General features: G+C 69.4%; 16 protein-coding genes and 1 tRNA gene. 4 read left to right on the top strand and 13 right to left on the bottom strand.

The window, feature by feature from the left end; genetic code table 11:
* Nucleotides 1-16 precede the first annotated feature (16 nt).
* A tRNA-Val gene (locus FB157_RS27570) sits at nucleotides 17-91 on the bottom strand.
* Between the two features lie 182 nt (nucleotides 92-273).
* On the opposite strand from FB157_RS27570, the gene FB157_RS27565 reads away from it, so the two are divergent.
* Together FB157_RS27565 and FB157_RS27560 are read left to right on the top strand one after the other, a co-directional pair.
* Nucleotides 274-1,653: a hypothetical protein gene (locus tag FB157_RS27565; protein WP_145883353.1), complete on the top strand. Its 1,380-nt coding sequence runs from the start codon at nucleotides 274-276 to the stop codon at nucleotides 1,651-1,653.
* An 80-nt stretch (nucleotides 1,654-1,733) separates the two neighbouring features.
* A complete protein-coding gene (locus FB157_RS27560) occupies nucleotides 1,734-2,273 on the top strand; it encodes a DUF4383 domain-containing protein (protein WP_145883352.1) in 540 nt (179 codons plus the stop codon).
* On the opposite strand, the gene FB157_RS27555 is transcribed toward FB157_RS27560, so the two are convergent.
* The 3 genes from FB157_RS27555 to FB157_RS27545 form a co-directional block, all read right to left on the bottom strand.
* On the bottom strand, nucleotides 2,261-3,388 hold the full coding sequence (locus FB157_RS27555) for an amidase domain-containing protein (protein ID WP_261386566.1): 1,128 nt from the start codon (nucleotides 3,386-3,388) through the stop codon (nucleotides 2,261-2,263). The genes FB157_RS27560 and FB157_RS27555 overlap by 13 nt on opposite strands.
* Nucleotides 3,389-3,547: 159 nt before the next feature.
* Complete coding sequence (locus FB157_RS27550; protein ID WP_145883351.1) at nucleotides 3,548-4,843, bottom strand: hypothetical protein; 1,296 nt, start codon at nucleotides 4,841-4,843, stop codon at nucleotides 3,548-3,550.
* Nucleotides 4,844-4,893: 50 nt separating this feature from the next.
* Nucleotides 4,894-7,122: a transglycosylase domain-containing protein gene (locus FB157_RS27545; RefSeq protein WP_392283138.1), complete on the bottom strand. Its 2,229-nt coding sequence runs from the start codon at nucleotides 7,120-7,122 to the stop codon at nucleotides 4,894-4,896.
* A 240-nt stretch (nucleotides 7,123-7,362) separates the two neighbouring features.
* Between FB157_RS27545 and FB157_RS27540 the strand changes: the two genes are divergently transcribed.
* The gene (locus FB157_RS27540) at nucleotides 7,363-7,584 is read left to right on the top strand and encodes a zinc ribbon domain-containing protein (protein WP_145883350.1); all 222 of its coding nucleotides are present in this window, start codon (nucleotides 7,363-7,365) and stop codon (nucleotides 7,582-7,584) included.
* A gap of 15 nt (nucleotides 7,585-7,599) precedes the next feature.
* Here FB157_RS27540 and FB157_RS27535 read toward each other — a convergent pair whose 3' ends face one another.
* From FB157_RS27535 to FB157_RS27525, 3 genes are read right to left on the bottom strand one after another with little or no spacing between them, the layout of a single operon-like run.
* A complete protein-coding gene (locus FB157_RS27535; protein ID WP_145883349.1) occupies nucleotides 7,600-8,412 on the bottom strand; it encodes an HAD family hydrolase in 813 nt (270 codons plus the stop codon).
* Nucleotides 8,412-10,976 (bottom strand): phosphoribosyltransferase, encoded by a 2,565-nt coding sequence (locus FB157_RS27530; protein ID WP_145883348.1) that lies wholly within the window; start codon nucleotides 10,974-10,976, stop codon nucleotides 8,412-8,414. The genes FB157_RS27535 and FB157_RS27530 overlap by 1 nt, the downstream gene beginning before the upstream one ends.
* Before the next feature lie 22 nt (nucleotides 10,977-10,998).
* Nucleotides 10,999-12,162, bottom strand: a complete 1,164-nt coding sequence (locus FB157_RS27525; protein ID WP_145883347.1) for an HpcH/HpaI aldolase/citrate lyase family protein — start codon at nucleotides 12,160-12,162, stop codon at nucleotides 10,999-11,001.
* Between the two features lie 177 nt (nucleotides 12,163-12,339).
* Between FB157_RS27525 and FB157_RS27520 the strand changes: the two genes are divergently transcribed.
* Nucleotides 12,340-13,149 (top strand): TerD family protein, encoded by an 810-nt coding sequence (locus FB157_RS27520; protein ID WP_145883346.1) that lies wholly within the window; start codon nucleotides 12,340-12,342, stop codon nucleotides 13,147-13,149.
* A 25-nt stretch (nucleotides 13,150-13,174) separates the two neighbouring features.
* Here the strand turns inward: FB157_RS27520 and FB157_RS27515 are convergent, their stop codons facing one another.
* The 6 genes from FB157_RS27515 to FB157_RS27490 all read right to left on the bottom strand — a co-directional run bounded on the left by FB157_RS27515 (nucleotide 13,175) and on the right by FB157_RS27490 (nucleotide 17,695).
* The gene (locus tag FB157_RS27515; RefSeq protein WP_145883345.1) at nucleotides 13,175-13,909 is read right to left on the bottom strand and encodes a Tellurium resistance; all 735 of its coding nucleotides are present in this window, start codon (nucleotides 13,907-13,909) and stop codon (nucleotides 13,175-13,177) included.
* Nucleotides 13,910-14,055: 146 nt separating this feature from the next.
* Nucleotides 14,056-15,201, bottom strand: a complete 1,146-nt coding sequence (locus FB157_RS27510) for a DUF475 domain-containing protein (RefSeq protein ID WP_145883344.1) — start codon at nucleotides 15,199-15,201, stop codon at nucleotides 14,056-14,058.
* Nucleotides 15,202-15,250: 49 nt separating this feature from the next.
* Nucleotides 15,251-15,829, bottom strand: coding sequence for a TerD family protein (locus FB157_RS27505; protein ID WP_145883343.1), 579 nt, complete (start codon nucleotides 15,827-15,829; stop codon nucleotides 15,251-15,253).
* Between the two features lie 106 nt (nucleotides 15,830-15,935).
* Complete coding sequence (locus FB157_RS27500) at nucleotides 15,936-16,511, bottom strand: TerD family protein (RefSeq protein WP_145883342.1); 576 nt, start codon at nucleotides 16,509-16,511, stop codon at nucleotides 15,936-15,938.
* A gap of 139 nt (nucleotides 16,512-16,650) precedes the next feature.
* Nucleotides 16,651-17,109, bottom strand: a complete 459-nt coding sequence (locus FB157_RS27495) for a peroxiredoxin (RefSeq protein WP_145883341.1) — start codon at nucleotides 17,107-17,109, stop codon at nucleotides 16,651-16,653.
* Between the two features lie 145 nt (nucleotides 17,110-17,254).
* Nucleotides 17,255-17,695 (bottom strand): DUF3052 domain-containing protein, encoded by a 441-nt coding sequence (locus FB157_RS27490; protein ID WP_186581706.1) that lies wholly within the window; start codon nucleotides 17,693-17,695, stop codon nucleotides 17,255-17,257.
* Nucleotides 17,696-17,728 lie beyond the last annotated feature (33 nt).

The raw sequence follows: 17,728 nt of genomic DNA, 5'->3' as shown, positions 1-17,728 counted from the left end.
GGCTTCTCGTTTCTTCTGGTGGGCGCGGACGGTTTCGAACCGCCGACATCCTGCTTGTAAGGCAGGCGCTCTACCCCTGAGCTACGCACCCGGGACAGGTCGACAGCCTACATGGCCAGGGGGGCTGTGCCGCAAACCCCGTCCGGGGCGGGGACGGCTCCCGAGGGGCGGAAAAGTGACGGTGCACACGGCGAACTGACCGGCCCGTGTGTTCGTCCTGAACGGGTGGGAGAATGACACCACCCAGGGCGAACAACAGCACGGGAGAGGGATGTGACGGCGACACCGGGCACGCCGGCGACGAGGTCGCACCCTCCTTCGGGCGCCCCCTCGGCTCTGCGCGACACCCTCATCCTGATGAGCCTGCCGGTGCTCGCCGCGCTCGCGCTGCCCGCCGCGTTCGCAGGCGGCGGCACCCGGCGCTGGTTCGGCGGCCGCGCGGAGAGCCAGCGGGCCGAGGCGCAGGCGGCGAAGGACGCCGCCGCGGCCGCGTTCTACGAGCTGGACACGGCCCAGCGGGACCTGCGGATCTCCATCGAGACCATCTCGGCCGTCGACGACTCCCCCGCCGCCCGGCGCGCGGTGGCCGACTTCGCGGCGCTGGGCGGCCGGATCGACGAGGTCAGTCAGCACTACATCCAGGCCGTGGACGCCCATGACCTGGACCGGGACGACCTGGAGGCCGCGGCGGCCGCCCGGGCGCGCGGCGAGCTGACCGCGGCCAAGGACGAACTGGTGCGGGTCAAGCAGGAGCTGGACCGCTTCGGCAGCTCCCTCGGGCCGCTGCTCGGCAAGGCCGAGACCCAGCTGGCCCGGCTCGCCCCGGCCGTGGAGCGGGCCCGGCAGGCGCTGCTGGGCGCGAGCAACGCGCTGGACGCCGTACGGGAGAAGGGCCTGCGGGCCGACGACCTCGCCGCGCGGCTCGCCGCGCTCTCGCCCGAGCTGACCAGGCTGAACCAGGGAGCCGGTCAGCACGGGGTGGCGCCGACGCTGGAGCGGGCCGAGCGGGTGCAGCGGGAGTCCGCGGCGATCCGGGCCGAGGCGGAGCGGCTGCCGCAGAAGGCGGCCGAGATCGACCACCGGCTGGTGAGCCTGCGCACCCGGGCCCAGGCGCTGACCACCCGGGCGGGTCAGGTGGACCCGGTGCTGAGCGAGCTGCGGCGGCGGTTCGCCGCCGCGTGCTGGCAGGACCTGCAGCAGGTGCCGGCCCAGGCCGCGGAGAACGTGCGGCAGGCCGAGCTGAAACTGCGCGAGGCCCAGGCCGCCCGGGACACCCAGCGCTGGCCGGACGCCACCTCGCTGCTGTCGACGGTACGGGCACTGCTGAACACCACGGACGAGGCCGTGTCGGCCGCCGGTGACCGGCTGACCCGGCTGAACGCCGTGCAGAAGGATCCGGAGCAGGAGATCCAGCGGACCCGGTTCGCGATCCGGGACGCCCAGCGGCTGGCCATGACCGGCCGTACGACCCCGGATCCGCGGCACGCGCGGCCGCTGGACGACGCGGTGGCACGGCTGGACCGGGCGATCGGCACGCTGGAGGGCCGGCACCCCGACTACTGGCACTTCCTGACCGAGACGGACGCGGTGCGGCAGAGCACGGCCCGTGTGGTGGCGCAGATCCGGGAGGAACGCGGGGGCCCCGGGCACTGAGCCGTTGCCGCCGGGCCGCGTCGGGCGGATATTGGGTGGAGGTACGTAGGGCCGCCGCCAGCACGCACAGGGAGGCGAAGATGGCCTCACACACCATGCACACGGGAGAGCGTCACCGGATCCGGTTCGACGACCATCTCCCCGTCGACCATCGCCTGAACACCGTCTACCGGATCGGCGCGGGCCTGATGGGCCTGTTCCTGCTCGCCTTCGGCATTCTCGGCCTCACGAACAACATCGGCTTCTTCGACACCGGCGGGAACACCACCCTTGGCCTGAACACCAACGGCACGCTCAGCGTCCTGTCCGTCTGTGTCGGGCTGCTGCTCTGCGTCGGGATGGTGATCGGCGGGAACTTCGCGTCGACGCTGAACATGACGCTGGGCATCCTGTTCATCCTGAGCGGCTTCCTGAACCTGGCCCTGCTCGACGGCGACTACAACTTCCTGGCCTTCAAGATCCAGAACGTGCTGTTCAGCTTCGTGGTCGGCGTGCTGCTCATGGTGTTCGGGATGTACGGCAGAGTCGGCTCGACCCTGCCGCACGACAACCCGTACTGGCGGGCCCGCCACCCCGAGGCGGGGCAGCGGACCGATGCGACCGGGGATCAGGTGCGGTAGGCGTAGAAAGCCGCGCTGGGGTACGACGCGACGAGGCTCGCCACCGACCGGTTGTAGGTGTTGTTGGAGTGGTACGTCACGTACGGCAGGCCCTGCGGGCTGCGGTACGTGACGATCATGGAGTGGTCCTTGGACCCGTCCCTGTTGAAGTCCATCTGCAGCACGTCACCGATGTCCAGCTGGTAGACGTTCGCCAGGCTGGTGACGCGCTTGGAGGACAGGGCGAACCAGGAGAACTCGTTGACGCCGACGAACGAGTCCGACTGGATGTCGGCGTTGCCGAACCACTTGTGGAAGTCGTTCGTGTAGCCGGGCACGTGCTTCCAGCCGCCCGCCTTCAGGGACTGGCTGACGAAGTTGGTGCAGTCGCCGCCCGCGCCCTGCCCGTTGTAGTCCGGGTAGCCGGGGTTGTAGTTGTTCCAGTACTTGGTCGCGTACGCCACCATCGCCTTGTAGTCGTAGGCGCCGGTGGTGATGTTCTTCTGGTTGGCCGGGGCGGGCCACGTGGTGGCCGCACGGGGCGCGTTGGGCGGGCCGTCGTCGGCCGGGGTGGCCTTCACGGAGGACGGCTTCGCGACCTGGTTCACCGCGAGGTAGCCGCCGTCCGTGTCGCGGACGCCGGTCAGCTGCCAGTTGCCCTGCTGGTCGGCCTTGAAGGTCAGCTCGTGGTGGGCCTGGAAGCCGGTGGTCTTCGGCTCGGTGCCCTTGACCTTCGCGTAGGTCAGCGCCGTGGTCTCGGTGACATCGGCCTTGGCCGTGCGACCGGTCACGCGCGTCGCGTCCAGCGTGACGCGGGTGCTGGCCTTGCTGTACTTCTCGCCCAGCTTCGCGAGGCGGGACTGGCGGCCGCGCAGTTCGGTCAGCGCGGAGTTCTCCTGGCGCGACTGCCCCGAGGACAGCTTGACGTCTCCGGAGAAAGTGGCGGCCAGCGGCTTGGAGCGGTGCTGGTCGCTCCGGTCCACCAGGGCGTCCGTGCGGTCCGTGAAGACCGCGTCGGCCAGCTTCTGGAAGGTCGCCTTGGTCGCGGCGTCCACGGTCGGGTCGTCCACGACCGCCGCGCCCGCGCTCCAGTTGGGCACCAGGGCCACACCGGCGACGACCGAGGCGGCCGCCACCGAGACTATGCCGGCGCGACGCCCCTTACGGCTCAGTTTTCTCGATTTCAATGATGTTCCCCTCTACACCGGCACACCGACCGGGCGAGGGCATCTTCGCATGACGTGTGGGCCAGTTGTGAAGAGGGTTGCACAAGTGGAACTTGCGGCGCCCGAACGTCACTTGACCACTGCCGACCAGTCACGCGGCGACTGCGCAGGGTCAAGAGCGCGCAGCTGCTCCAGGGTCGCCGGCTTCTGCACGTCGAGCCAGTCGGACAGTTCCTTGAAGGACACGCACTTGACGCCCTTCTTCGTGCACACGTTCTTCACAACCTGGTCGATGGCCTTCATATAGATGCCGCCGTTCCAGGACTCGAAGTGGTTGCCGATGAACAGCGGTGCCCGGCTGCCGTAGTACACGCGGTTGAAGCCGGCCATGTAGGTGTCGACGGTCTCCTGCTCCCACTTCGGGTAGTCCGCGGGGTTGCCGTCGGTCTGGCCGTCGGACTGGTTGGCGAGGAAGTTGAAGTCCATGGACAGGCCCTGGTAGTCGCCGCCCTCGTAGGGGAGCAGCTGGAGCGGGAAGTTCCAGACGCCGTTCTTCTTGGCGGGCCATATCTGGAAGTCGCCGGTGGAGCTGGCGTCGTAACGCCAGCCGTAGCCGTAGGCCTTGATGGCCTTCAGCAGGTTCTTCTGGCCCTCCAGGCAGGGCGCACGGCCGCCGGCGACCTCCTTCTTGAAGTCGAAGGGCAGCGGCGCGATGTCCTTGAAGCCGGTGTTGGTCTTCCAGTGCTCCACGATGTCGTAGAACTGGTCGATCTCGCTCTTCCACTCCTCGACGCTCCAGTCGCCGCCGCCCTTCTTCTCGCAGAAGTGGCCGTTGAAGTGGGTGCCTATCTCGTTGCCCTGGTCGTAGGCCTGGCGGAGCTGCTCCAGGGTGGTGCGTATGTGGTCGTCGGTCGCGTAGTCGATCGCGGCGTCGCCCGGCTCGTGCTGCGGGCCGTGGTAGAGGGTCTTCTTGTCCTTGGGCAGCAGGTAGATGCCCGTGAGGAAGAAGGTCATGTGGGCGTTGTACTCCTTGGCCAGCTCCCGGTAGTGCGAGAAGAGGTGGTCGCTGCCCTCCAGCGCACCGTCCCAGGAGAAGACGACGAACTGGGGCGGCTTCTCACCGGGCTTGAGCGGCTTGGGTACCAACTGCCCCTTCTGGGGGCCGGTGTAGGAGGTGGAGCCGTCGCCGAGGATCTTCGTCCTGCCGTCCCACGCGGGCGTCCTGGCGGGCTTCGGCGCGGCCTTTCCGGAGGTGTCCTTGCTGGCGGCGGTGGGCGCGGTGTTGTCCCGGTGGCTGAGCACCAGGTAGCCCGCGATCGCCGACGCGACGGCGAGGAGGGCAGCAAGCATCCGCATCCCGACGCCGTTGGGACGGGGGCTGGATTTTGCCCGGCGGCGACGGCCGGTCTGCGGCTTCTTGTTCATGCGGCTCATTCTGGTGCGAGGGGAGGGGGGTCGGCGGGGAGCCTCGGAGGTCAGCCGAGGCCCGTGGCGTGCGCCCAGATGCCGTACGGGACGTCGACGTCGTCGGTGGTGGTTCCGGCGAACCCGTCGAGCGAGAGGGGTTCCAGGGACTTGGTCAGGTCGATGCGGTAGACGACGACGGAGGTGGACACGGACGCGGAGGTGCCGACGTACCAGGCGGCGCTGTCGTCGTCGGTGGTGCCTGCCTTGCCCGACACCTGGGCCGTGCTCGTGGGGTGGGCGAGGCGGTAGGACTCCGCCAGCGCCCGCTCGACCTTCTCCGCGACACCCGCGCCCACCGCCCGTTGCGGGCGCGGGGTGGCCAGAGCCACCTGGGTGCCGTTGCGGGTGATGCGGCGCACCGAGTACGGCTCGGTGTGCGTGCCGGAGGCGGCGAAGGTGGCGTATCCGCTCGCCATCCGGATCGCGCTGGGTGTGGAGTTGCCCATCGACAGGGCGGGCACCTGCGGACCCATGCTGGAGGAGAGCAGGCCCGCCGACACGGCGGTCTCGCTGACCTTGTCCAGACCCGTGTCCATGCCGAGCTGCATGAAGGGCGTGTTCACCGACTTGGCGAGGGCGTTGTCCAGGGTGATCTGCCCGTAGGACTTCTGGCCGTCGTTGTGGGCGGCGACCTTCTTGCCGCTGCGGTCCCAGTAGGGGCCCTCGGGCGTGGTGACGGGGACGCCGTCGTCGCCGTCGTAGACGGTCTCGGGCGTGACGGGCGTCGCGGCTCCGCCGCGGGTCTTGTGGACCCCGTGCTCCAGACCGGCGGCGTAGACGAAGGGCAGGAACGCCGAGCCGGCCTTGACGGTGGTCGCATTGGACTCGTTGTAGCCCTGCTTGCGGTGGTCGGGACCGCCGTAGACGGCGAGTATCCGGCCGTCGGCGGCGACCGAGGCGGCGCCGTAGTGGGCGGTCTTCGCCTGCTCGGGGTGGACCTTCTTCCCCTGCTCACGGGCCTTGGTGACGGCGGCGGTCAGCGCCGTCTCCCGCTTGCGGTCGAAGGTCGTGTAGATCTGGTAGCCGCCGAGGTCGAAGTCCCGGTCGGAGATGCGGGCGGCCTTCTTGGCGTACTGCTGGGCCAGCTCCACCAGGTAGTCGCTCTGCGTGCCGGTGTCGTAGACGCGGCCCGACTTGAGCGGCTCGGGGAAGGTCTTGTACTTGGCCCGCTGGGCCGGCGACAGCTTGCCGATGTCGACCATCCGGTCCAGGATCCAGGACCAGCGCTCGACGGCCCGCTTGTGGTTGGCTGCACTGACGGTGGGGTCGTAGAGCGCGGCACCCTTCAGCATGGAGGCGAGCACGGCCGCCTCGCTGGCGTTGAGCCGGCTGACGTCCTTGCCGTAGTAGGCCTGGGAGGCGCGCTGGATGCCGTAGGTGCCGCGGCCGAACCAGCTGGTGTTGAGGTAGCCCTCAAGGATCTCGTCCTTGCTCATCTTGTTGTCGAGCTTGAGCGAGATCATCGCCTCGGTGAACTTGCGGCTTACGGTCTGATTCTGATTCAGGTAGACGTTCTTGACGTACTGCTGAGTGATGGTGGAACCACCCTCGGTGTCCCCTTGTCCGATGGTGCGCCATACGGCCCGGGTGATGCCTTTGACGGAAATACCGGGATCCGAGTAAAAACTCGCGTTCTCCGCGGCGAGCACCGCCCAGCGGACCTGCTCGGGTATGTCCTTGAGCGGCATGTCCTGACGCCGCACCCAGCCGGTGCGGGCCATCGGCGTCCCGTCGGACCAGAAGTAGACGTTGTCCTGCTGGGTGGCGAAGGTGTTGAGGTTCTTCGGTATGTCCGTCATCTCGTAGGCGATGAACAGGGACAGGCTGATCACGACGAAGCCGGACAGCACGGCGCCGAGCCACTGGCGCCAGGAGGGTATCCAGCGGCGCCAGCCGATACGGCCGGGGCGCGGGTACAGCGGCCTGAGGCGGCGGGCGTACGGGGCCAGCGGCGCGAGCCGGGGGCCCGCGACGGCACGCAGCCGGGCGAGGGCGGACGTGGCGGCGACGGTGAGACGGGCGCGGGCCGGGAGGCGGGCGCTGCGCCGGCGCTGCGCGCGGCCGCCGGAGGCAGCAGGCTCCGGCGGCGGAGGCACCCGCAGCTGCATGGTGACGTCCGCACGGAGGGCGTCGACCTTCAGATGCAGAGTGGCGTCCGTCTCCTGCGGCTGCCGCTCCTCGGGCCTGGGACTCTTTTCGTCCCCGCTGCCTTCCGGCCGCTGCCATGACTTGGCCAAGGCTGCGTCTCCCCTCGCACTGGTCCTTGCGCGCGCGGTTCAGACTCAGCAAGGTGGACACCGCCGCAATGGTCATCGCGGTGCGGTGAACCCCCCTTTTCCCCCGGTCTTACGGCTCCTCGCGGCTAAGCTAAGTTATCAGCGATCTTTTCAAAATCTCCGCACCAGTTTCGGGCAGAAGCGAACACTCATAAAACTTTGGAGTGCTGTGACAAGCGCCACTCCGGTTAACCTGTGCGCATGCCTCGCTATGAGTACCGCTGCCGCACCTGCGGCGACACCTTCGAACTGAGCCGTCCGATGGCGGAGTCCGGTGCGCCGGCCGCCTGCCCCACGGGCCACGATGACACGGTCAAGCTGCTGTCGACGGTAGCCGTGGGCGGCACCTCCGCAGCACCCGCCCCGGCGCCCCGGGCGGGCGGGGGCGGGGGCGGCTGCTGCGGCGGAGGCTGCTGCGGCTGACGCCGACCGTGCGGGTCAGGCCTTCGGGCGGGAGGCCCGCAGGAACTCGCGTACGATCCGCTCCCCGGCCAGCACGCCACGCTCGGGGAGCGCGCTGATCTCCGGTGCGCTCCAGCCGCTGTCCGCCAGCTCGCCGTGGCCGGGGCGCCAGCCGCGGTCGGCTGCCAGCAGCAGGTCGGCGTCGAGCAGGGAGTCGCCGGCGGCCAGCGTGAGGTGGGCGCCGGTGCGCCGGGCCACCTCGCGTACGGCCGCGCTCTTGGTGAGCGGCTTGGGGACGGCGTAGATCTTGCGGCCCTGGAGCGAGACCGTCCAGCCCAGGTTCTCCGCCCAGGCCGCCAGCTCCTTCACCCACTCCTCGGGCAGCAGCTCGCGTTCCACGACGAGATAGGCGAACAGGTCCTCGGCGACCCGGTGCTTGCGCACCCAGACGGGGTCGGCGGTGGCCATCAGGTGCTCGCGGACCTCCTCCAGCGGCGCGCACTCCTCGGCGAGCCGGGCCAGCACCTGTGCGTGCCAGTCCTGGTCCGTGACGCCGTCGACCAGCAGATGCCCGCCGTTGGCGCAGATCGCGTAGGCCGGCTGCGGGCCGGGCAGGTTGATGCGCTGGTACTGCTTGCGGGTGCGGGTCGTGGTCGGCACGAAGACGGCCGCGTCACCGAGGTCGGTCAGCAACTGGGCGGCCGCCTCTGTCATGTAGGACAGCGGCCTGCTCTCGTGGACCTCGACGCACAGCAGCCGGGGCGCCCGCGCGTCCGGCATGGTCAGCGCGAGGGCCGCCGAGGAGTAGATCAGCGTACGGTCGAGATCGCTCGCCACCAGCACCGGCATCAGACGTTCACCGCCCTGCCGTCGGCGCCCGTGGCACCCCGGGTGTACTTGGGGTGGATCAGACCCACGCAGGTGTACGGCAACTCGCCGACCTCCTCCACCGGAACCCCTCTCTGCTCGGCCAGCAGCCGTACGTGGTCGAGGTCGGCGCCCGCACCGGCCTTGGCCAGGATCTTCCATGGCACCCGGCGCAGCAGCACCCGGGTGGTCTCGCCGACGCCGGGCTTGACCAGGTTGACGTCGTGGATGCCGTACTCCTCGCTGATCCGCTCGACGGCCCGCCAGCCCTCCCAGGTCGGGGTGCGGTCCTCGGCCATCAGTTCCTTGGCCGCCGCGTCGACGGTGTCGGCGACCTCGGGGAAGCAGGCGGAGACGGCGTCGAGGAAGGCCACGGAGACGTCGGCGCCGGCGAGTTCGCGGTAGAACTTCGCGCCGTGGAAGTCGTCCGGGCCGACCAGGTCCGCGCGCAGGACCGTACGGGATATGAGCCCGGACACGGTCGAGTTGAGGCAGGCGGACGGGATGAGGAAGTCCTCGCGGGTGCCGTAGGTGCGCACGCACGAGCCCGGGTCGGCGAGTACGGCGATCTCCGGGTCGAAGCCGGTGACGCCCTCCTTCTCCTCGAACTCCTCGATGGCCTGGGTGAGTTCGCGGGTGATGGCGCCCTTGCCGGTCCAGCCGTCGACGAAGACGACGTCCCGGGGGTCGTGGTGGGCGGCCAGCCAGCGCAGGGCGTTGGCGTCGATGCCGCGGCCGCGGACGATCGAGACGGCGTAGTGCGGGAGTTCGAGGCCGTGCCGGAACCGGGCCCAGCGGCGCATGAGCACGCCGACGGGGGTGCCCGCGCGGGCCAGGGAGACCAGCACCGGGCGGGGCGACCGCTCGGCGATGACGGTCTCGGTCACGACACCGACGGCCTGGGCGATCCGGGCGGCGGAGGCGTCCAGGGCGCTGTGGAACAGCTCCTGGTACTGCTCGCTGGGCTGGTACTCGACCGGCAGCGACTCGGCGTAGTGGGCGCCGCCGCTCTGGATGGCCTCCTCGCGCTCCTCGGTCGGCGCCTCCAGGGTCACGTCCGAGAGGTCCTGCAGCAGCCAGCCGACCTCCTCGGGGGCGTACGAGGAGAAGGCGGGGCCGCGGAGGGGCTCGGGCAGCATGGCCGGCCTTTCGGGAGAGGAGAGGGGCTCGGGGGCGTACGAGGGGACGACCGCGAGCAGGACGCGCGGGGTGTGGGCGGCCAGGCGGGCCGGCAGACCGTCGGGGGCGTGCAGCGCGGGGGTGTCGGCCACCGAGTCGACCACGGCGACGACGGCGTCGAAACCGGCGCCGGCGACGTTGTAGGCGTACCGCTCGCCGGGGCCGTCGGCCGGGTCGTCGTGGGCGGGGAAGACCAGGCGGGTGCGTATCGCGTAGCCGGGGTCGTCGACCGCGAGGACGGGCGAGCGGGTGGTGGTGGAGAAGCGCACCTCGGCCGGGATCACCCGCTCCAGTTCGCCGGCGATCCGCAGCGGGGCGTACATCAGCTCCTCGAAGCCGAGCACGAGCACCCGCCGGGCGTCGGCGGGCAGCGCCTCGGCGACCCGCGCGGCCATGGCGGGCAGCGCTGCCTCCAGCCGGGCCCGGTGGGCGGGGGTGAACCCGTGCCGGCCGCCGTCGGGCAGGCCGGGGGGCCAGTGGAGGTCGACGCGGGTGATCCGTCCGCCGTGCCGAGGCGACGGCGCCGATGCGACGTGGTCCGGCTGGTGCTCACCTTCAGGGGCGCGGGGCGAGGCATCGTGCGGCTCCGCCGCGCGGGCGCGACCAGCCACGACGGACCCGCACCCGGCCGTCGACGCCTCCTCGGCAGACGCGTGCCGCGCAACCAGCTCCTGCCCCTTCTCCAGGACACCGTCCGGCAGCCGCACAGTCCCGGACGCCGTGGCAATGACATCCACCCGCGCCCCGATCTCGGCGGCGAACCGGGCCAGACGGGCGGAGTCCTCAGCAGAACGCATATCGACCAGGGCCACCACCACATACCGCCGCCGCGGATAGCGTTCATGCAGGTCACGGATGGTGTTGAGAACCGTGTTCCCGGTGGAGAACTCGTCGTCGACCAGGACCAGCGGGCCATCTCCGGCCAGGAGCGCCGCGTCCTCGGGGAGCAGCAGGTGGGAGGTGGCGTGGGAGTGGGACTCCTCGAAGCCGCCCGCCCGGGCGACCCCGGCCACCGGGCGACGCGTGGAGTGCAGGTACGGGGCGAGACCCAGACCGTCGGCGACCGAGTGGCCGAGGCCGGTGGCGGTCTCCGCGTAGCCGAGGACGACCGCCGAGGCGGTCTCCGTCTCGCCGAGCAGCTCGCGGACCCGGCGGCCGAGGCGGAAGCCGTGGCCGTAGACCACGGACGGCGACTGCGGTACGTGTTTGCCGAGCACGTGGGAGACCAGCAGGTGGGCCCGCTTGGGGTTGCGGCGCAGCGCCAGCCCGAGCAGGTCCCGGAGCCCGTCGTCGCCCTCCAGTCCGACTCCGAGCCGCTCGGCGACCCAGGTGCCGGACCAGACCCCGTCGTTCACTGCGTTCTTCATGCGTTCCTTGGGTTGAAGAGGGTCAGCCGGGTATGCCGGCGGCGAGCAGCTCCACGAAGCCGACGTCCTCGCGTGCCACGCCGAAGACCTCGGCGCGGAGCAGGGTCCGCTCGGCCCAGGCGCGATGCGGCTTCACTTCATTCATCTTGTTCGTGTAGGCCGACCGGAGTACACCCCCGCCGCCGCGTTCCGGCCGCAGAATGTCCTGGGCGTCACTGAACTCCTCGTGACTGACCACGGACAGTGCGTGCACGGGCAGCACGTGGGAGGGGTGGATGCAGGTCTTGCCGAGCAGGCCGTTGGCCTGATCCAGGGAGATCTCGCGCAGCAGGCCGTCCATCGCGTGCTCGATGAGCTTCTCGCGCAGCTCGACGGCCTGGACCTCCAGGAACGGGCTCTGTCGCAGCTGCGGCTTGAACATGCGCTCGGGGACCCGGAAGTACTCCCAGACCGGCCCGGTCACGGTGAAGCCGGTGCCGTCCGCCCGGCCGAGCATGTTGACCACGTCGGCGATCACGGAGGCGACGACCTGGACGTCGTAGGCGGTCATGTCGGGGGCCCGGCGCAGGCCGTAGGAGGAGCAGAAGTCGGTGACGCCCAGGCGCAGGGCCAGCACACGGTCGCGGAACTTGTCGACCGCGCGGGCGATGCCCTCCAGGGTGTCCACCCGGGACTCGCGGTACAGCAGCTCGGGCGACTCCAGGACGGGCATGGCGAACAGCCGGCGCCCGCTCTCGGCCTCGGCGGTGGCGAGGGCCTCCAGGAAGGGGAGGCCGCGCTCCTCGGTGAACTTCGGCATGACGAACCCGGACAGCAGCCGCGCACTGGCACCGAGGCGTCGCACGAGGTCGGGGATCTGCTCGGGGGCGCGCACCCGGATGAAGAGCAGGGGTGGTTCCGCGCCCGCGCGGTCGAGAGCGGCGAACTGCCGGACGAGGTTCTCCTCGCCGGCCACGACGTCCGCGTCGTCGATCGAGTCCTCCAGGCACAGCACCATCGAGACCACGCCGTTGCCGGTCTGCTTGACGATGTCGTCGGCCAGCCGCGGCCGGGTCGCCGGGCTGTAGAGCGTGGCGCCCAGGGCCGCGGAGAGCAGCCGGGCCGGGGAATCGGCGGTGAACGCGCACGGCTCCTGGTGGAACAGGCGCTGCCGCACCTCGGGGGCGATGTGCCCGAAATGACGCATATGGCTCCTCAGTGCGCGCAAGCCGAGCTTGTGGATTGGGTAAAGGGTGGCCGGTAATAGTACGTAGGGATCCATGTCGAAGGTTCCCCTCGGGCATGAATTTCCGGTAACTCACCCGTGTCGGCGCCGACACCCCCCGCATTGTCGTGGCCAGGACCAAGAAGGCAGGATGACCACATGACGCACGCGATGCTGAAGGGGTCGAACGTCCCGCTCGAAGCCACCACGGTGCGCGCCGTGCTGCGCTGGACCCCCGGACAGGGGGTCCCGGACGTGGACGCCTCGGCGCTGCTGCTGGGCACCGACGGCCGTGTGCGCTCCGACGAGGACTTCGTCTTCTACAACCAGCCCAGGCACCCTTCGGGCAAGGTCTGGCGGCTGGGCAAGAAGCGGATCACCGAGGGCCTGACCGACACCATCCAGTCAGATCTCTCCGGGGTCGAGACCGACGTCGGCCGCATCCTGCTGGTCGCCTCCGCGGACGGCGAGTCCTTCGACCGCGTTCCGGCCCTGTGCATCGTGCTGTACGACGCTGCCGTCGTCGACGGCGAGCCGCTGGCCCACTTCGAGATCACGCCGGAGACGGGCGCGGAGACCGCCATGATCTGCGGCGAGCTGTACCGGCGCGGGGAGGGCTGGAAGTTCCGCGCGCTGGGCGAGGGCTACTCGAACGGTCTGAAGGGCCTCGCCACGGACTTCGGCATCTCGGTGGACGAGTCGGAGCCGGAGGAGGAGGCGCACCAGCCCCTGCCCCTGCCCGAGACCACGTCCCAGCCGCTGCCTCCCGAGCAGCCGACGACGGTCCCGACCCAGTCGGCCTACGGCTACCCGCAGCCCGCGTCGGCGCAGCAGCCGGCCTACGGCTACCCCCAGCCGACGTCACCGCAGCAGCCGGCCTACGGCTATCCCCAGCCCCAGCCGGCCCTGACAGCCCCGGACCCGAACTTCCGGCTGCCCCCTCAAGGGCCGCAGTTCATCGGCCGCTAGGGTCGGCCGGCTCAGGGGCGCGGCGTCACTTCTCCACCTTGGACTTGTACCCGCGCCCCCAGGTCAGCCCCCACCCGTACAACCGGTCCAGCTCCCCCTGGAATCCGTACACGAACTTCACCTCGCGCCGGACGATCAGCTCCCCCTTCACGTTCTCGATCATCACGACCGCGCATGACCGGGCCTGGGGATGCCGCTCGTCCAGGCCTATCTCGATACGAGGCCCGTTGCTCGGGTAGAGAGTCACGATCGCGTGCGTACGGTCGAAGGCCGGTGTCTGGTCGTAGATGTACACGAAGACCAGCAGCCTCTTGATCGCGTCCCGGTGGTCCAGGTTGATGTACATCGTCTCGCCGGACGCCGATCCGAACCGGTCGTCCCCGCTGAGCTTGATGTACGGCGGTGCGTTGACATCGCCGAGGTAGCCGCCGAGCGGCTGGACGACCCCCTTGGTGCCGTCGGTCAGCTCGTACAGACAGCCCAGGTCGAGGTCGACGTTGACCATGCTCTGCCCGTGCCCGAGCACCTCCGGCGGCTTGAGCGCCCTGAAGGGGTGCCGGAAGAGGCTGGTGCGCTGGTTGCTGTCGAAGTCGGTGGTCCGCATCCGCCAGGTCAGGTTGACGCGCAGATGGCCGGTGGCCGCGTCCTGCTTGGTGAGCGACACCTGATGGTGACGTCCGGTCAGCTCGATCGCGTTGCTCGCCGCGCTGCCCGAGTCGAACTCGGCCCGGCTGCCCCGCAGCCCGTCGAAGAACCCCATTCCCGCCCCCACGTACTCGTCCCGAAACGCCGTCGGGGCGGCCGACCACGTCGGCCGCCCCGAACAGAGCGTTCCTCACCGGACGGGCTGTCACACCCCGTCACGTCCCTGATCTTGCCCGTAAGGGCGCTCGGGGTCGCCGGACGTCAGACGCCGGACGGGATCTCGGCCTTCTCGTCCGAGCCCGCTTCACCCTCCGCGGCCGCCAGTGCGCGGTTGCGGCGGACGGAGGACCAGAAGGACCAGGCGATCAGGACGACGCCGACGAGACCGGTGATGACCTCGTTGATCTCGTACCGGATGGTGACCATGAGGATCACGGCCAGGGCGCCGATCGCGTAGTGGGCGCCGTGCTCCAGGTAGACGTAGTCGTCGAGGGTGCCCTGGCGGACCAGGTAGACCGTCAGCGAACGGACGTACATCGCGCCGATGCCGAGGCCCAGCGCCATCAGGACGATGTCGTTGGTGATGGCGAAGGCGCCGATCACGCCGTCGAAGGAGAAGGAGGCGTCCAGGACCTCGAGGTAGAGGAACATGAAGAACGCGGCCTGGCCGGCCAGGACCACCGGAGAACGTTTCTTCCCGGTGCGGGCGGCCTCTTCCTCCTCCTCGTGCTCGCGCTCCTCCTCTTCCTCCAGCTTGTCCTCGAAGTAGCCGGAGAGACCGCCGACGATCATGTACGTGATCAGGCCGGCGATGCCGGCGATCAGGACCGTCTGCGCCTTGTCGACGTGGGCGCCGCCGTGCTGGTGGGCGTGGGTGGCGAAGGTGAAGGAGGTGATGAGCAGGACGATCAGGGAGATGCAGACCGACAGCATGTCGACCTTGCCGAGCTTGGCCAGGGGCCGCTCGATCCAGCGCAGCCACTGGATGTCCCGGTCCTCGAAGATGAAGTCGAGGAAGATCATCAGCAGGAACATGCCACCGAAGGCCGCGATCGCCGGGTGGGCGTCCGTGACCAGCTCCTGGTAGCGGTCCTTGTTGTTGAGAGCGAGGTCGACGGCCTCGATCGGGCCCATCTTGGCGCTGATCGCGACGATGACGACGGGGAAGACCAGCCGCATGCCGAAGACCGCGATGAGGACGCCGACCGTGAGGAAGATCTTCTGCCAGAAGGCGTTCATCTTCTTCAGGATTCCGGCGTTGACCACCGCGTTGTCGAACGAGAGCGAGATCTCCAGGACGGAGAGGATCGCCACGATGCCGAAGGCCTCCCACCCCCCGTAGAGGACCGCAGCGACCAGACCGATCGCGGTGACCGCGAACGACCAGCCGAAGGTTTTCAGAAGCACTGGCTACCCCATCGTGTTGGTACGGGTCTCCCCCGCGCCGTACTCAGCTTTACGAAACGTTGACTCCGAAGTCTAGAGCGATGCCGCGCAGCCCGGACGCGTACCCCTGACCCACCGCACGGAACTTCCATTCGCCCTGGTAGCGGTAGAGCTCTCCGAAGATCATGGCCGTTTCGGTGGAGGCGTCCTCGCTGAGGTCGTAGCGGGCCAGCTCCTGGCCGTCGGCCTGGTTGACCACGCGGATGAAGGCGTTGGAGACCTGTCCGAAGGTCTGGCCGCGCTCGTCGGCCAGGTGGATGGAGACGGGGAAGATGACCTTCTCGCACTGGAGCGAGACCTTGGTCAGGTCCACCAGGATCGATTCGTCGTCGCCCTCGCCCTCACCGGTGAGGTTGTCGCCGGTGTGCTCGACCGAGCCGTCGGGGCTGGTGAGCTGGTTGTAGAAGACGAACCACTCGTCGCCCAGCACCCGGTTCCCGGCGCCGCACAGCAGGGCGCTGGCGTCCAGGTCGAAGGGGGCGCCGGTGGTGGAGCGCGCGTCCCAGCCGAGTCCGATCAGGACGTTGGTGAGGTTCGGTGCGGCTTTGGAGAGGGAGACGTTGCCTCCCTTGGCGAGCGTGACGCCCATGATGCTGGTCCTCCCCTTGCGGTGCTTCTTTGGTTGTCCTGCGCGTCCGGCGCCGACCGTAAACGGTGCGGCGCCGGACGGTATGGGCGTCGGAACCCTGCTGGGATCAGACGTTGACGCCGAAGTCCTGGGCGATGCCGCGCAGCCCCGAGGCGTACCCCTGGCCGATGGCGCGGAACTTCCACTCCGGGCCGTTCCGGTACAGCTCGCCGAAGACCATGGCGGTCTCGGTCGAGGCGTCCTCGCTCAGGTCGTAGCGTGCGATCTCCTGCCCGCCCGCCTGGTTGACGACGCGGATGAACGCGTTGCGGACCTGCCCGAAGGACTGCTGGCGGTTCTCGGCGTCGTAGATCGAAACCGGGAAGACGATCTTGTCCACGTCGGCCGGGACGCCGGCCAGGTTGACCTTGATCTGTTCGTCGTCGCCCTCGCCCTCACCGGTGAGGTTGTCACCGGTGTGCTCCACGGAGCCGTCGGGGCTCTTGAGGTTGTTGAAGAAGACGAAGTGCTGGTCGCTCGCGACCTTGCCGGAAGTGTTCAGCAGCAGCGCACTGGCATCGAGGTCGAAGTCGGTGCCGGTCGTGGTGCGCACGTCCCACCCCAGACCGACGATGACGGCGGTCAGGCCCGGGGCCTCCTTCGTCAGCGATACGTTGCCGCCCTTGCTGAGGCTGACTCCCACGAGTCCTCCATGTGGTGTCCAGGGGCGGGGAGCCCCGTCGTGCTCGGATATGGGATCAACGTGCCGATCCTAGTGACGGGTTCCCGCCCCCCGCAGACCCTGGACCCGATGACTCACAGGTGTCGGCCCCGAGGCCGGATCACAGGGTGTCGAGCGCCTTCACGTACTCGCTCAGGTCGCGCGCGTCCGGCAGGCCGTTGATCACGGTCCACCGCACGACGCCCTCCTTGTCGATGATGAAGGTGCCGCGGACGGCGCAGCCCTTGTCCTCGTCGAAGACGCCGTAGGCGCGCGAGACGTTGCCGTGCGGCCAGAAGTCGCTGAGCAGCGGGTACTCCAGGCCCTCCTGCTCGGCGAAGACGCGCAGGGTGTGGATGGAGTCGTTGGAAACGGCGAGCAGCTGGGTGTCACGGTCCGAGAACTGCGGCAGGTTGTCGCGCAGCTCACACAGCTCGCCGGTGCACACGCCGGTGAAGGCGAAGGGGTAGAAGAGCACCACCACGTTCTTCTCGCCGCGGAAGTCGGAGAGCTTCACGGTGCGGCCGTGGTTGTCCTTGAGCTCGAAGTCGGGCGCCTTGTCGCCGACCTGGATCGCCATCGTCCTGCATCCCTTCGGTGGGCTGATCGGGTGAGAGCGTGCGAACGCTCGGAACCACCCTACGCAGCGATCACCGCGGGTTCAGCGCGGACTTTCGGACGGGCCGGGTACCCCCGGCCCGTCCGATGCCCTTGGGACGAGGCGTCTACTTCTTGCCGGACTTCGCGGCCTTCGGCGTCGCCAGACGCGAGCCGCTCCAGTCCTTGCCGACGCTGACGCTCTTGGACGCGGTCAGACCGGCAGTCGTCGCGGCCTCCGAGATGTCGCTCGGCTCCACGTAGCCCGTACGGCCGGTCTTCGGCGTGAGCAGCAGGATGGCGCCGCCCTCTTCGATGTACGTGGTGGCATCGACGAGCACATCGGTCAGGTCGCCGTCCTCGTCACGGAACCACAGCACGACGGCATCGGCCACGTCGTCGTAGTCCTCGTCCATGAGGTCGCCTTCGATGGCTTCCTCAATGGCCTCGCGGAGCTCCTGGTCGACGTCGTCGTCGTAGCCGATCTCCTGGACCACCTGCCCGGGCTGGAACCCCAGCCTGGCGGCAGGGTTCGTCCGCTCCTCCGCGTGGTCCGCGGTCGCGCTCACGGGTTGCCTCCTGATCATGTCTTGGTGAATGTC

Source organism: Streptomyces sp. BK340, assembly GCF_007827595.1.
Classification (GTDB): Bacteria; Actinomycetota; Actinomycetes; order Streptomycetales; family Streptomycetaceae; genus Streptomyces.
This window is presented reverse-complemented; position numbering and strand designations above follow the sequence as displayed.